Origin of the sequence: Micromonospora terminaliae (assembly GCF_009671205.1) — a bacterium.
Lineage (GTDB): Bacteria > Actinomycetota > Actinomycetes > Mycobacteriales > Micromonosporaceae > Micromonospora > Micromonospora terminaliae.
Genome location: NZ_CP045309.1, coordinates 4878174 through 4892156, shown reverse-complemented (window position 1 = coordinate 4892156; position 13983 = coordinate 4878174). Strand labels below are relative to the sequence as shown.

Sequence of the window (13983 nt, the reverse complement as noted above, 5' to 3'; positions counted from 1 at the left end):
GACTGGTGCCATGAAGCCCGCCACCCTCTGGCCGGACCACCTCCTGCCCGCGCACCACGACGTCCCGCCGCCCTGGCCCGGCCGGCAGGTCCGGCTCGACGGCACGGTGACGTACGTGCGGGACACCCCGGCGACCGCACCGGGCGCCGAGCCGGCGCTCTACGTGCACGGCCTCGGTGGCTCCTCGCAGAACTGGACGGACCTGGCCGGCCTGCTCGCCGACCGGCTCGACGGCCAGGCGATCGACCTGCCCGGCTTCGGGCGCAGCGAGCCCGGCCGGCGCTACACGGTGCCGGCCTTCGCCGAGCGGGTGGTCCGCTGGATCGAGCACAGCGACCGGGGGCCGGTGCACCTGTTCGGCAACTCGCTCGGCGGCGCCGTCGCGGTCCGGGTCGCGGCGCTGCGGCCGGAGCTGGTCCGGACGCTGACGCTGATCTCCCCGGCCCTGCCGTTCCTGGATTTCCGGCGCTCGCTGCAGGGGCGGATGCTGCCCCTGCTGGCGATCCCCCGGGGTGAGCGCCTGGCCGCCTGGCGGCTGGCCCAGCTTGCTCCCGAGGTGATGGCCCAGCAGGTGATGGAGGCGTGCATCGCCGACCTGACCCGGATCAGTGAGCAGCGCCGGCAGGAGGCCGTCGAGGAGATCCGGATCCGCTACGAGGCGGCCCACTACGCCGCCGCCTACGTCCGCACCTTCCGTGGGCTGGTCTCCAGCTTCCTGCGGTCGTACCTGCCCGGATCGGGTTCGCTGTGGCGGCTGACGGCCACGGTGCGGGTGCCGACCCTGGTGGTGGGCGGGCGGGCGGACCGCCTGGTCGACGTCCGGGTGGCGCCGCAGGCCGCCCGGGTGATCCCGGACAGCCGCCTGCTGCTGCTCGACGGTGTGGGGCACGTGGCCCAGCTGGAGGTGCCCCGGACGGTGGCGCGGGCGGTGCTGGCACTGCTCGCCGAGGCGTCCCCCGACGGGGCGCCGCCGGGTGGGGAACAGACGGATGCGCAGGCCAGGGCATTGATCACCGAAACGGGGGAGAGCGGACTGCGCCGGGACATGGCAGGCTGAGCCGGATGCCCACCTCCGTTCGTCCGCGTGCCGCGCGGCCCACCGCCCCGCCCGCCGGCCGCTGGCGTTCCGCCGTCGTGGTCTGCGCGTTCCTCGTCGCCGCCGCGGTCGGCATCGGGGTCGCCCTGCAACGTCCCTCGGTCGGCGCCGAGGCGCTCGTCAGTGCCGGCTCGGCGGCCCAGCCGCCCCTGCCGGCCGCCAGGCCCGCGTCGAGCGCGCCACCCGCGTCGTCACCGTCGCCGTCGGCCTCGCCGGATCCGGTCCCGAGCACGCCGGTGCTGCGGCTGCCCGGCCCGGTGCCCGCGCACGGCCGGGGGAGCTTCGGCTACGACGACCGGACCGGCGGGGTACTGGGCCGGGCCGGGGTGCTGCGCCGGTTCCGGGTGGCGGTGGAGAACGGCTCCGGGGAGGACGCGCACGCGTTCGGTGACGCCGTGCAACGGGCCCTGACCGGCCCCGGGAGCTGGGTGGACAGCGGCCAGTTGCGGATGCAGCGGGTCGGCCCGGGCAGCCGGGCGGACTTCACGATCTACCTGGCCACCCGGGACACCGCGGGCCGGCTCTGCCGGGCCGGGGGAATCGACATCCGGGTGGGCGGGGTGCCGTACACGTCCTGCCGGGTCACCGGCAAGGTGGTGATCAACCTGGACCGGTGGCGCACCTCGGCGCCGCACCTGGTGGCTGCGAAGCTTCCGCTGGACACCTACCGGCTCTACGTCATCAACCACGAGGTCGGCCACCAACTGGGTCACCACCACGAGGCCTGCCCGGGGAAGGGGCGGCCGGCGCCGGTGATGCAGCAGCAGACCCTCTTCCTGAACGGCTGCCGGCCGAACCCGTGGCCGTACGTGGGCGGGAAGCGGTACACCGGTCCGTCGGTGTGAAGACCTGATCCTGGCGATGAGAAGTATTTCGCGGGAGAAGCGGTAGAACGGGTTAATTGCCCGAATTTTCCTGGCAAGCTGAGGGCATGACGTCGTCGTCCCCTTACGACCCGCCTGCCGAGCCCCGCCCGCCCCGGCTCGACTTCGACCGCCCGCCGGCCCACCCCGGCACGGCGCCGGTTCGGCCCGGCCTGCGCCGGATGCGCCGCCGGCGCCGCCGGACCGTGCTGCTCGCGGTGGCGCTGCTGGTCGCGGGTGCCGGCGCGGCCGGGGTGACCCGGCTGGCCGGGCCGGACCTGCTCGGCCGGCACCCGCTGGCCGCGGACCCGTCCCTGGCCAACGGCACGGGCGCCGGGTCCGGGAGCGAGCCCCGCGGTTACCCCACCGCCGGCACCGGCAGCTTCGCCGCCGCCGACGGCCGCTCGCCGGTACGCGGCGACGACGGCCCGCTGCGCCGCTACCGCGTCGAGGTCGAGCGGGACACCGGGCAGGACGTCGACGAGTTCGCCGCCACCGTGGACGCGGTGCTCGGCGACCCGCGCAGCTGGATCGCCTCCGGGGAGCTGCGGGTGCAGCGGGTGCCCGAGGCCGAGGCCGCCGACTTCACCATCTACCTGGCCACCCCGGCCACCTCGGAGGGCATGTGCGCCGAGGGCGGGCTCAGCACCGAGCGCTACACCTCCTGCCGGCTGCCCGGCCGGGTCGTCATCAACCTGGCCCGCTGGATGGAGGCGGTGCCCGACTACGGCGCCCCGCTGGAGGTCTACCGGACCTACGTGATCAACCACGAGGTCGGGCACGAGTTCGGCGAGCTGCACCAGGCCTGTCCCGGGCCCGGCGCGCCCGCCCCGGTCATGCAGCAGCAGACGTACGGGCTGGACGGCTGCGTGGCGAACGCCTGGCCGTACGTCGACGGGGTTCGCTATTCCGGTGAGCCCACCGACGGGGTCTGAGTTATTCCCGCTCCCGCATGTCGGGCGACGTGGCCCTCATCATGGCCGATCCCTACCGGGACGAGCGACAATGGCGCGGTCCCACCGCCGATCCCGGGGAGTCCACCGTGTCGTTGCCCCCGCTCGTCGAGCCCGCCGCCGAGCTGACCGTAGACGAGATCCGTCGCTACTCCCGCCACCTCATCATCCCGGACGTCGGGGTCGAGGGGCAGAAGCGGCTGAAGAACGCCCGGGTGCTCTGTGTGGGCGCCGGCGGCCTCGGCTCGCCGGCCCTCCTCTACCTGGCCGCCGCCGGCGTCGGCACGCTCGGCATCATCGACTTCGACACCGTCGACGAGTCCAACCTCCAGCGCCAGATCATCCACGGCGTCTCCGACGTCGGCCGGTCCAAGGCCGAGTCCGCCGCCGCCTCGATCCGCGAGATCAACCCGCTGGTCAACGTCGAGATCCACAACACGGCGCTGGACCGCGACAACGTGCGGGAGATCTTCTCCCAGTACGACCTGATCGTCGACGGCACCGACAACTTCGCCACCCGCTACATGGTCAACGACGCGGCGGTGCTGCTCGGCAAGCCGTACGTCTGGGGTTCGATCTACCGGTTCGACGGCCAGGCGTCGGTGTTCTGGGCCGAGCACGGTCCGTGCTACCGCTGCCTCTACCCGGAGCCGCCGCCGCCCGGCATGGTTCCGTCCTGCGCCGAGGGCGGCGTGCTCGGTGTGCTCTGCGCGTCGATCGGGTCGATCCAGGTCAACGAGGCGATCAAGCTGCTGGCCGGCATCGGCGAGCCGCTGGTCGGCCGGCTGATGGTCTACGACGCCCTGGAGATGAGCTACCGCAAGATCAAGGTCCGCAAGGACCCGAACTGCGTGCTCTGCGGCGAGAACCCGACGGTCACCGACCTGCTGGAGGACTACGAGGACTTCTGCGGCGCGGTCTCCGACGAGGCGCAGGAGGCGGTGGTCGACTCGACCATCACCGCACTGGAGCTGAAGGAGTGGCAGGACGCCGGCAAGGACATCTTCCTGGTCGACGTCCGTGAGCCGGCCGAGTACGAGATCGTCCGGATCCCCGGCGCCACCCTCATCCCCAAGGGCGAGATCATCTCGGGCGAGGCGCTGGCGAAGCTCCCGCAGGACAAGCAGATCGTGCTGCACTGCAAGTCCGGCGTCCGCTCCGCCGAGGCGCTCGCGGCGCTCAAGGCCGCCGGCTTCCGGGACGCCGTCCACGTCCAGGGCGGCGTGCTCTCCTGGATCAAGCAGATCGACCCGGCGCTGCCGGCCTACTGACCGGCACTGCCGGCCCACTGCGGTCGCCGTCGAAGGGCCCTCCCGGGTGTGCCGGGAGGGCCCTTCGCGTGCCGCCGGTGGGCCGGGACACCCCTGGCCGAGCTACCGAGGCGTAACCACGTTTGCGCCGGTAGCGTGACTGGCGTGGTGGATCTGGACGCGGCGATCGGCTTCGTCGTGGCGCACGGCGACGCGGTGGACCGCGCCCGCCTCTCCCGGCTGCGCACCGGCGCCCCGGTGCCGCCCGAACTGCTCGACGCGGCCGAGTCCGGGCAGGCGCCCGGCGGCGGCTGGCCCGCGGTGCTCGACGGCGAGGTCGCCTCGGTCGACGCCACCTGCTACCGGCTGGCCGAGCTGGACGACCTCGGGGCGCTGGGCCGTCCCGCCGCCCGGCACGCCCTGGACTGGCTGGCCGCCCGCCAGCTCCCCGACGGCGGCTGGGACGAGGACGCGTCGCTGGCCGGGTTCGCCCCCGAGTGGGCCACCCCGGGCGACCCGGAGGCCCGGCTGTTCCTGACCGCCAACGCCGGGTTCTGGCTGACCGTGGCCGGACTGGACGCCCGCGCCGCCGGCCCGCTCGACCACCGGGTCGGCGGGGCGTACGCCGGGGTGGTGCAGTCGGCGGCCCACGCGCTCGCCGCGCAGCTCGCGCCGGACGGCAGCTGGCCGTCGTTCCTGCCGGCCGGGTGGCTGGCGGCGGCCGTGCTGCACCGCCAGCAGATGTACTACGAGTCGGCCCGCATCCAGGCCGTGCTGGCCGAGCGCATCCCGCAGATGTCCGCGGCCGACGTGGCCTGGCTCGCCGCCACGCTGCGCCGGGTCGACGTGGGCGAGGAGCAGTGGCTGCTGGTCTCGGCCCGGCGGCGGCTGGCCGAGACCCAGCGCAGCGACGGCGGCTGGGACAGCGACGACGGCCACCAGTTCGACGTGCACACCACGCTGCGCGCGATCCGGGCCTGCCGCCCGAGCGCCCCCGAGGCCCCGGTCTCCGGCGCGCCGTTCGTCGCGCCGCTGGTGCCCACGCCGCGCCCGGCGCCCCCGGGCGAGCTGGTGCTGCCGCCCGTCGTCCCGTTGCCGAGGCCGGCGCCGCCGTCCGCGCCGCCACCGGAGTCTGCGCCGCCCGAGCCGGCCGCGCCCACCGCCTGAGCCGGCTGCGCGCCGGTCCGCTCAGCGCAGGTGGCCGTCGCCGGTGACCACGTACTTGGTGCTGGTCAGCTCGGGCAGCCCCATGGGGCCGCGGGCGTGCAGCTTCTGCGTGGAGATGCCGATCTCGGCGCCGAAGCCGAACTCGCCGCCGTCGGTGAACCGGGTCGAGGCGTTCACCATCACGGCGGCGGCGTCCACCCGGGCCACGAACTCGCGGGCCGCCGGCTGGGAGTCGGTGACGATCGCCTCGGTGTGCCCGGTGCCGTGCCGCCGGATGTGCGCGACGGCCGCGTCCAGCGAGTCGACCACCGCGACCGAGATGTCGGCGGAGAGGTATTCGGTGTCGAAGTCCTCCTCGGTGGCCGGCACCACGGCGTCCGAGTAGGCGGCCACCCGGGCGTCGCCGTGCACGGTCACCCCGGCGTCGGCGAAGGCGGTCAGCACGGCCGGCAGGAAGGCGTCCGCGACGCCCGCGTGCACCAGCAGGGACTCGGCCGTGTTGCAGGTGGACAGCCGCTGGGTCTTCGAGTTCAGGGTGAGCGCCACGGCCTTGGCCAGGTCCGCCGCGGCGTCCACGTAGACGTGGCAGTTGCCCACCCCGGTCTCGATCACCGGCACGGTCGACTCCTCGACGACGGTCCGGATGAGCGAGGCGCCACCGCGCGGGATCAGCACGTCGACCAGGCCCCGGGCGCGCATCAGCTCCTTGACCGAGTCGCGGGTGCTGGCGTCCAGGAGCTGCACGGCGTCGGCCGGCAGGCCGGCGCCGGCGACCGCGTCGCGGAGCACCGCGACGAGGGCGGCGTTGGAGTGCGCCGCCGAGGAGGAGCCGCGCAGGAGCGCGGCGTTGCCGGACTTCAGGCAGATCCCGGCCGCGTCGACGGTCACGTTGGGGCGGCCCTCGTAGATGATGCCGACCACCCCGAACGGCACCCGGATCTGGCGCAGCTCCAGCCCGTTGGGCAGGGTCGCGCCGCGGACCACCTCGCCGACCGGGTCGGGCAGCGCGGCCATCTGCCGCAGCGCGTCGCCGATGCCGGCCACCCGGCCCTCGTCGAGGGCCAGCCGGTCCAGCACGGCCGCGCTCAGCCCGGCCTCGCGCCCCGCCGCCAGGTCCGCCGCGTTGGCGGTCAGGATCTCCGGGGTACGCGCCACCAGCGCATCGGCCATCGCGTGCAGCGCGGCGTCCTTGACGGTACGGGTGGCGACGGCGAGATCCTCCGCCGCGCCCCGGGCCCGCCGGGCCTGCTCGACGACGCTCATGTCGGCACTCCTCACAGCAGCACGAGGTCGTCGCGGTGGACGACCTCCCGTTCGTACGCCGGGCCGAGCGCCGCGGCGAGTTCCGAGGTGGAGCGGCCGAGCAGCCCGGGCAGCTCGATCGCGTCGTAGTTGACCAGCCCGCGGGCGACCGGTGCGCCCTCGGTGTCGACGAGGTCCACCGGGTCCCCGGCGGTGAACGCGCCGTCGACCGCGGTGATCCCGGCCGGGAGCAGGGACTTGCGCCGGCCCACCACGGCCTGCACGGCGCCCGGGTCGAGGTGCAGCCGGCCGCGCGGCGCGGTGGCGTGCGCCAGCCAGAAGAGCCGCGCGGCCGGGCGCCGGCTGCTCGGGTGGAAGAAGGTGCCGACCGGCTCGCCGGCCAGCGCCGGCGCGGCCAGCGGCGCGGCCGTCAGCACCACCGGGATGCCGAAGCCGGTGGCGATCCGGGCCGCCTCGACCTTGGTGACCATGCCGCCGGTGCCCACCCCGGCACGGCCGGCGCCGCCGATGTCGACGCCGGCCAGGTCGCCCTCGCCGTGCACCTCGGTGATCCGGGTGCTGCCGGCGCGGGCCGGGTCGCCGGTCCAGAGCGCGTCGACGTCCGACAGCAGCACCAGCAGGTCGGCGTCGACCAGGGCGGCGACCAGCGCGGCGAGCCGGTCGTTGTCGCCGAACCGGATCTCCTCCGTGGCCACCGTGTCGTTCTCGTTGACGATCGGCACGGCCCGGAGGTCGAGCAGCTTGCGCAGGGTCCGGTACGCGTTGCGGTAGTGCGCCCGCCGGGTCACGTCGTCGACGGTGAGCAGCACCTGCCCGACGGTGAGCCGGTGCCGGGCGAAGGCCGCCGCGTACCGGCCGATGAGCAGGCCCTGCCCGACGCTCGCGGCGGCCTGCTGCGTGGCCAGGTCGCGGGGACGCCGGGGCAGCCCCAGGGGGGCCAGGCCGGCGGCGATCGCCCCGGAGGAGACCAGCACCACCTCGCGTCCGGTGGTGGCCAGCGCGCCGAGGGTGTCGACCAGCGCGTCGACCCGGGTGTCGTCGAGGCCGCCCGCCGGGGTGGTCAGCGAGGACGAGCCGATCTTGACGACGATCCGGCGGGCCGAGGTGACTGCTTCGCGCACCGGACCATTCTGCGCGCTGCGGTCCGCCACACCTCGTCGCGTTCCCATATCGTGGCAGCCCGTGACACCTGACGAGTACGTCGAGGCGGTGCTGGACCTGGTCGAGCGGATCCCGCCGGGCCGGGTGATGTCGTACGGGGCGGTGGCCGACGCCCTGGCCGAGCGGTCGGGGCGGGCGTCGGCCCGGCTGGTCGGCTCGATCATGGCCCGGCACGGTGGCGGGGTGCCGTGGCACCGGGTGGTGAACGCGGCCGGCCGGCTGCCACCGGGGCACGAGGTGGAGGCGCGGGCCCGGCTGCGCGCCGAGGGCTGCCCGCTGCGCCCCGCCGGTGTGGACATGGCGGCGGCCTCCTGGTCGCCCGACGAGGGGATGTGACCGCCGACATAACGTGAGTAGCATTCGGCTCCATGACAGGAACGGGCGGGAGCCTGCCTCGCCGGGTGCACGCCGGATACGCGCTGGGCTCGCTGGTCACCGGCGCGTTCGGGACGGTGCCGGGGCTGCTCCTGCTGCCGTACCTCACCGACACGCTGGGCGTCGCGGCCGGGGTGGCCGCCCTGCTGGTGCTCCTGCCGAAGGCCTGGGACGTGCTGGTCAACCCGGTCGCCGGCCGGATCTCCGACCGGACCCGGTCCCGCTGGGGCGCGCGCCGGCCGTGGCTGCTCGGCGGCGGGCTGGCCCTGGCCGTGCTCTTCGCCGCCATCTTCGCGGCGCCGTTCGGCGCCGGACCGGCCGCCGGGACGTACGTGGCCCTGGCGTTCCTGGCCACCGCCACGGCGTTCGCCTTCTTCCAGGTGCCCTACGTGGCCATGCCGGCCGAGCTGACCGCCGACCCGGCGGAGCGTACCCGGCTGATGACCTGGCGGATCGCGGTGCTGGCGCTGGCCATCCTGGTCTCCGGCGCGGTGGCCCCGGCCGTGGTGACCGCCGGCGGCGACGGCGTGCCGGGGCACCGCTGGATGGGCCTGTTCGTGGCGGTGCTGATCGTGGCCGGCACCGTCGGCGTCTTCCTCGGCACCCGCTCCGCGCCGACCGGCACGGTGGGGGAGAGCGAGCCCAGCCTGCGCGCCCAGCTCGCGGTCGCCGCCCGGAACCGGCCGTTCCGGGTGCTGCTGGTCTGCTTCGTGATCCAGTCCGCCGGGGTCGCCACCGTGCTGGCCGGGGTGAAGTACTTCGCCGACCAGGTGCTCCGCGCCCCGGACAGCGGGCCGACCCTGCTGTTCGCCTGCTTCGTCGGCCCGGCGCTGCTGGTCATGCCGCTGTGGACCCGCGCCGGCGCCCGGCTGGGCAAGCGCGCCGCCCTGGTCGCCGCGTCGCTGCTCTTCGCGGCCGGCGCGCTGGCCCTGGTCGCGTCACCGGCGTTGCCGGCCGCCGGGGTGTACGCCGTGGTCGCCCTGATCGGCGTCGGCTACGCCGGCCAGCAGGTCTTCGCGCTGGCCATGCTGCCCGACTGCATCGCCTACGACACGGCGCGAACCGGTCGGCGGCAGGCCGGGGTGTTCACCGGGCTGTGGACGGCCGGGGAGACCTTCGGCCTGGCTCTCGGCCCCGGCATCTACGGCCTGGTCCTCCAGCTCTCCGGCTACGTCTCCTCGTCCACCGGCGTCGCAGCGGACCAATCGGCGGCGGCCCGGCTGGGCGTCCTCCTCGGCTTCACGGTCCTACCGGCCCTCCTGGTAGCCGCCCCGGCAGCCCTCCTCCGCGCCTACACCCTGACCCCGGCGCATTTGGCCACCGGGGACGACAGCTCCGCCGATCATGGAGTTGTGGTCGCGGACGAAAGCCGCTGAACGTCATAGAAAGGGCACCACAAGTCCATGATCGACGAAACGACGGGGGCGCTGCCACCGCACGGGGTTTCGGCCGCGCGGGTGCTTGACGAGATTCGGGGGCTTCGGGCGGGTGATCGGCCTACGCACGGTGGGCGGCTGTTCGCTTACGTCTACGACCCCGGGGTGGCGGGGCTGGACGAGCTGGCGCAGGCCGCGTATGCCGAGAGCGCGCACGTCAACGGTCTCGACCCGACCGCTTTTCCGTCCCTGCTGGCCATGGAGAACGCGGTGGTCGGCGCGGCCGCCCGGCTGCTCGGCGGCGGCCCCGGCACGTCCGCGCCGGACGTGGTCGGCAGCGTCACCAGCGGCGGCACCGAGTCGCTGATCCTGGCCGTCAAGGCGGCCCGGGACGCCCGGCCCGACCTCGCCGAGCCGCGCCTCGTGGTGCCGGTCAGCGGGCACGCCGCCTTCGCCAAGGCGGCCCACTACCTGCGGGTGGCCCTCGACCCGGTGCCCGTGGACCCGGCGACCCTGCGCCCGGCCGTCGCCGACGTGGCCGCCGCGATCCGGCCGGAGACCGTGCTGGTGGTCGCCTCCGCACCGTCGTACGCGCACGGTGTGGTCGACCCGGTGGCGGAGATCGCGGCCGTGGCGGCGGCGGCCGGGGTGCGCTGCCACGTGGACGCCTGCTTCGGGGGCTGGACACTGCCCTGGCTGCGCCGGCTCGGCGCGCCGGTGCCCCCGTTCGACTTCGCCGTGCCCGGCGTCACCTCGATCTCGGTCGACCTGCACAAGTACGCGTACGCCCCCAAGGGGGTGTCGGTGCTGCTGCACCGGGATCCGGGGCTGCGGTCGCCGCAGTACTTCGCGTACGCGGACTGGCCCGGCTACACGATGGTCAACCCGGTGATCGCCTCGACCCGGTCGGGCGGGCCGATCGCCGCCGCGTACGCGACCCTGCGGCATCTCGGCGAGGACGGCTACCTGCGGCTGGCCGCGCTGACCCGGGACGCGGTCGCCGGGCTGGCCGCCGCGGTCCGCGCGGTCGACGGGCTGCGGCTGCTGGCCGAGCCGGAGTCGACCGTGGTCTGCTTCACCTCCGACGACCCGGGGCTGGATCTGTTCGTGCTGGTGGACGAGCTGACCGCCCGGGGCTGGCACACGCAGCCGCAGCTCGCGTACGCCGGCCTGCCGGCCAGCGTGCACCTCACGGTGACCGCGGCCGTGGCCCCGCGGGTGGCCGAGTTCGGCCCGGCACTGGCCGAGGCGGTGGCGGCGGCCCGCACGGCCGGGCCCGTCGTGCTCCCACCGGACCTGCTGGCGCTCGCCGCGAGCCTGACCCCGGAGGCGCTCACCCCGGACCTGGTCGCCGGACTCGCCGCGGGCCTGGGGCTCGACCGGGCGGCGACGCCCGGACGGATGGCGGTGGTGAACACGTTGCTGGACGCCGCGCCGGTACGGCTGCGGGAGCGCCTGCTGGCCGAGTTCGTCGGGTTGTTGCAACGCCCGACCTGGTGAACTCCGCCCCGTCACGAGGGCCCGGAACCGTGCTGGTTCCGGGCCCTCGTCGGTGCGGAGACGGGCACAGCGAGAACCGTACATCAACCTACTTAAGTATACAAATAACTGCATAAAGGGAGGTTCTCTGTCATCTCGCCGATACGTAGCGTTCTCGTCAACGGCAAGACCGACACGGGAGGACCTGAGATGGACGTTCGGAAGATCACGATGATGGGTGCGGCAGCCCTGGCGGGGCTTGCCCTGAGTGGGGGTGCGGCGGCGACCGTCTCGGCGATCGGCCCCGGCCCGGGCATGCCGGGGGCGATCGGTCCCGGCCCGAGCGTGCTGACGGCGGCGATCGGTCCCGGCCCGAGTGTGCTGACGGGGGCGATCGGCCCCGGTCCGTCGGTGCTGACGGCGGCGATCGGCCCCGGTCCGAGCGTGCTGACGGCCGCCATCGGTCCCGGCCCGAGCGTGCTGACGGCAGCGATCGGCCCCGGTCCGTCGGTGCTTCCCGCCGCGCTCCGCGCCGGCGTGGCGAAGCTGGCGATCGGCCCCGGCCCGTCGGTGCTGACGGCGGCTATCGGTCCCGGCCCGAGCGTGCTGACGGCGGCGATCGGCCCCGGCCCGTCGGTCGCGGGGCGCTGACGAACCGGGTCACCCGGCCGGGAACCGCCCGGCCGGGTGACGCTCAGCCGGCCGCGACGGCCTACCCGGCGGTGGCCGGCACCGGCACCACCATTCCGGCCGGAACGGTGCGGAGGGCGCCGAATGCGGACTGCTTCCTGGGCGACAGGTCGCGTCCGGTGGGCATGTCGTTTGCCATGGTGTTACTCCCCGTGTTCGTGTCCGCTGCGGGACATCGACCAGGATCGTATTGGCGGCGGTCGACGCGCGTCGCCCCGGCGGACGAAACGGTCACCTGTTCCTTCCCTGAGCGTCGGCGGCACCCGCCGCGACCCTTCTCACACGCGCGGCGGGGGTCCCGGGTCGCACCGGTTCCGTCACCGGCCCGCTGTGGTTGACTGTCACCGCAGGGGAGAGGCGAGGGAGGCTCGAGGTGCAGTTGCCGGCCGTGCTCGGCGAGCCGATCCGGTTCGTGCTGAACTGGGGCCGCCGCTACTCCCTCTGGGTGTTCAACTTCGGGCTGGCCTGCTGCGCCATCGAGTTCATCGCCACCAGCATGGGCCGGCACGACTTCATGCGGCTCGGCGTGATCCCGTTCGCCCACGGCCCCCGCCAGGCCGACCTCATGGTGGTCTCCGGCACGGTCACCGACAAGATGGCCCCGGCCATCAAGCGGCTCTACGACCAGATGCCCGAGCCGAAGTACGTGATCTCGTTCGGCGCCTGCTCGAACTGCGGCGGGCCCTACTGGGACTCCTACTCGGTGACCAAGGGCGTCGACCAGCTCATCCCCGTCGACGTCTACGTGCCCGGCTGCCCGCCCCGCCCGGAGGCGTTGCTGCACGGCATCCTCCGGCTCCAGGAGAAGATCGCCGCCGAGCAGTCCGGGGTCGGCGGCGTGCCGCGCCCGGACCGGCTCGCTCCGCCGGTCGACCCCGGCCCCGCCGAGAGCACCCCCCGGCCGGTGGAATCCCTCACGGCGCCACCGGTCCGTCCTCCGGCCGGCTGAGCCGCGAGGTGGCGGCGCGGGGCTAGCCTGCGCATCATGACCCAGTCCGCGGACAAGCGTTCCGCCTTCATCGTCGACGTGCTCACCGAGGAGTTCGGCGCGTCGATGGCGACCGACCCGGCGGCGTTCCGTCGCAAGTTCCGCAAGATGGCCGCCTCACCGTTCGCCTTCTACCGGGGCAGCGCCTCGCTCTTCTACGCCGACCAGCGCGGCGACTTCGCCAGCGACCGGTTCCTCGACGACCGGACCAGCCGGGTGTGGATCCACGGCGACCTGCACGCCGAGAACTTCGGCACCTACATGAACGGCTCCGGGCAGCTCGTGTTCAACGTCAACGACTTCGACGAGGCGTACGTCGGGCCGTTCTCCTGGGACCTGAAGCGGTTCGCCGCCAGCGTGGCCCTGCTCGGCTACGCCAAGGCGCTCTCCGACCGGGTGATCGGCGAGCTGGTGGCCGGCTTCGCCCGGTCGTACCTGGCCGAGCTGCGGGCCATCGCGGCCGGCGGGGACGACGCGATCGGCTCGATCACGTTGGAGAACGCCGACGGCGTGCTGCGCCGGGTGCTCCAGCAGGCCCGGTTGAACACCCGGGTCGACCTGCTCGCCACGCAGACCACCATCGACAACTACGAGCGCCGGTTCTCCCTGGGCGACGGGGTCTACGAGATCGACGCCGCGACCCGGGAGCAGGTCTGCGCCGCGTTCCAGCACTACCTGGGCACCCTGCCGACGGCCACCGCCCGGCTCCGCCCGGTCGCGACGAACATCAAGGACGTCGTGCTGCGCAAGGGGGTGGGCATCGGGTCCGCGGGGCTGCCCTCCTACAACCTCCTTCTCGAGGGGCACACCCAGGCGCTGGAGAACGACGTCGTCATCTACATGAAGCAGGCACAGGTGCCGGCGGTCGCGCGGCACATCGACGACGAGCGGGTCCGCTCGTACTTCCGGCACCAGGGGCACCGGACCGCCGAGTCGCAGCGGGCGCTGCAGGCGCACGCCGACCCGTGGCTGGGCTTCACCGAGCTGGACGGGGCCGGCCAGCTCGTCGCCGAGGTGTCCCCGTACGCGGCGGACCTCGACTGGGCCGACGTCAACGAGCCCGAGGAACTCGCCGGGGTGCTCACCGACCTGGGCCGGGCGGTGGCCCGGATGCACTCGGTGGCCGACGACGAGTCCAGCCACGACCTGGTGGACTACTCCACCGAGGAGTCCATCGTCGCGGTGGTGGACGGCGACCCGGAGGCCTTCGTCGACTACCTCATCGACTTCGCGCACACCTACGGCATCCGGGCCCGCGAGGACCACCAGCTCTTCGTGGACCTGTTCCGCAACGGCCGGCTCCCCGGCATCTGAGGGTCCGG

At 74.3% G+C, this 13983-nt stretch carries 11 protein-coding genes and 2 pseudogenes; 11 read left to right on the top strand and 2 right to left on the bottom strand.

The window, feature by feature from the left end; genetic code table 11:
- The first annotated feature begins 10 nt into the window (after positions 1 to 10).
- The 5 genes and pseudogenes from GCE86_RS22430 to GCE86_RS22410 all read left to right on the top strand — a co-directional run.
- On the top strand, positions 11 to 1057 hold the full coding sequence (locus GCE86_RS22430; protein ID WP_154228758.1) for an alpha/beta fold hydrolase: 1047 nt from the start codon (positions 11 to 13) through the stop codon (positions 1055 to 1057).
- A gap of 5 nt (positions 1058 to 1062) precedes the next feature.
- The gene (locus GCE86_RS22425) at positions 1063 to 1941 is read left to right on the top strand and encodes a DUF3152 domain-containing protein (RefSeq protein ID WP_154228757.1); all 879 of its coding nucleotides are present in this window, start codon (positions 1063 to 1065) and stop codon (positions 1939 to 1941) included.
- An 86-nt stretch (positions 1942 to 2027) separates the two neighbouring features.
- The gene (locus GCE86_RS22420) at positions 2028 to 2894 is read left to right on the top strand and encodes a DUF3152 domain-containing protein (protein ID WP_154228756.1); all 867 of its coding nucleotides are present in this window, start codon (positions 2028 to 2030) and stop codon (positions 2892 to 2894) included.
- A 41-nt stretch (positions 2895 to 2935) separates the two neighbouring features.
- Positions 2936 to 4183, top strand: a complete 1248-nt coding sequence (moeZ, locus tag GCE86_RS22415; protein ID WP_204342987.1) for an adenylyltransferase/sulfurtransferase MoeZ — start codon at positions 2936 to 2938, stop codon at positions 4181 to 4183.
- A 93-nt stretch (positions 4184 to 4276) separates the two neighbouring features.
- Positions 4277 to 5146, top strand: a pseudogene (locus GCE86_RS22410) (prenyltransferase/squalene oxidase repeat-containing protein); the annotation flags it as partial.
- A gap of 204 nt (positions 5147 to 5350) precedes the next feature.
- On the opposite strand, the gene GCE86_RS22405 reads toward GCE86_RS22410, so the two are convergent.
- Together GCE86_RS22405 and proB are read right to left on the bottom strand one after the other, a co-directional pair.
- Positions 5351 to 6592, bottom strand: coding sequence for a glutamate-5-semialdehyde dehydrogenase (locus GCE86_RS22405; RefSeq protein WP_154228755.1), 1242 nt, complete (start codon positions 6590 to 6592; stop codon positions 5351 to 5353).
- Positions 6593 to 6603: 11 nt separating this feature from the next.
- Positions 6604 to 7761, bottom strand: coding sequence for a glutamate 5-kinase (gene proB, locus GCE86_RS22400; RefSeq protein ID WP_154228754.1), 1158 nt, complete (start codon positions 7759 to 7761; stop codon positions 6604 to 6606).
- A gap of 13 nt (positions 7762 to 7774) precedes the next feature.
- Here proB and GCE86_RS22395 point away from each other — a divergent pair, with 13 nt between their 5' ends.
- From GCE86_RS22395 to GCE86_RS22370, 6 genes and pseudogenes are all read left to right on the top strand, one after another.
- Positions 7775 to 8089 carry an MGMT family protein gene (locus GCE86_RS22395; protein ID WP_154228753.1) on the top strand — a complete coding sequence of 105 codons (315 nt, stop codon included), beginning with the start codon at positions 7775 to 7777 and terminating at the stop codon, positions 8087 to 8089.
- 32 nt (positions 8090 to 8121) lie between these two features.
- Positions 8122 to 9535, top strand: a pseudogene (locus tag GCE86_RS22390) (MFS transporter).
- The gene (locus tag GCE86_RS22385; protein ID WP_154228751.1) at positions 9532 to 11004 is read left to right on the top strand and encodes a pyridoxal phosphate-dependent decarboxylase family protein; all 1473 of its coding nucleotides are present in this window, start codon (positions 9532 to 9534) and stop codon (positions 11002 to 11004) included. The pseudogene GCE86_RS22390 and the gene GCE86_RS22385 overlap by 4 nt, the downstream one beginning before the upstream one ends.
- A 189-nt stretch (positions 11005 to 11193) precedes the next feature.
- Entirely contained in the window at positions 11194 to 11634 is a 441-nt protein-coding gene (locus GCE86_RS22380) for a hypothetical protein (protein ID WP_154228750.1), read from the top strand.
- Positions 11635 to 12046: 412 nt separating this feature from the next.
- Positions 12047 to 12622, top strand: a complete 576-nt coding sequence (locus GCE86_RS22375) for an NADH-quinone oxidoreductase subunit B (protein ID WP_154228749.1) — start codon at positions 12047 to 12049, stop codon at positions 12620 to 12622.
- Positions 12623 to 12658: 36 nt separating this feature from the next.
- Complete coding sequence (locus GCE86_RS22370) at positions 12659 to 13975, top strand: DUF2252 domain-containing protein (protein ID WP_154228748.1); 1317 nt, start codon at positions 12659 to 12661, stop codon at positions 13973 to 13975.
- Positions 13976 to 13983 lie beyond the last annotated feature (8 nt).

What these genes read in the sequence shown, in the direction of transcription:
- GCE86_RS22425 (WP_154228757.1), top strand. Translation starts at nt 1,063, where the DNA reads ATGCCCACCTCCGTTCGTCCGCGTGCCGCGCGGCCCACCGCCCCGCCC.
- GCE86_RS22385 (WP_154228751.1), top strand. Translation starts at nt 9,532, where the DNA reads ATGATCGACGAAACGACGGGGGCGCTGCCACCGCACGGGGTTTCGGCC.
- GCE86_RS22370 (WP_154228748.1), top strand. Translation starts at nt 12,659, where the DNA reads ATGACCCAGTCCGCGGACAAGCGTTCCGCCTTCATCGTCGACGTGCTC.
- GCE86_RS22380 (WP_154228750.1), top strand. Translation starts at nt 11,194, where the DNA reads ATGGACGTTCGGAAGATCACGATGATGGGTGCGGCAGCCCTGGCGGGG.
- moeZ (WP_204342987.1), top strand. Translation starts at nt 2,936, where the DNA reads ATGGCCGATCCCTACCGGGACGAGCGACAATGGCGCGGTCCCACCGCC.
- GCE86_RS22420 (WP_154228756.1), top strand. Translation starts at nt 2,028, where the DNA reads ATGACGTCGTCGTCCCCTTACGACCCGCCTGCCGAGCCCCGCCCGCCC.
- GCE86_RS22430 (WP_154228758.1), top strand. Translation starts at nt 11, where the DNA reads ATGAAGCCCGCCACCCTCTGGCCGGACCACCTCCTGCCCGCGCACCAC.
- proB (WP_154228754.1), bottom strand. Translation starts at nt 7,761, where the DNA reads ATGGGAACGCGACGAGGTGTGGCGGACCGCAGCGCGCAGAATGGTCCG.
- GCE86_RS22405 (WP_154228755.1), bottom strand. Translation starts at nt 6,592, where the DNA reads ATGAGCGTCGTCGAGCAGGCCCGGCGGGCCCGGGGCGCGGCGGAGGAT.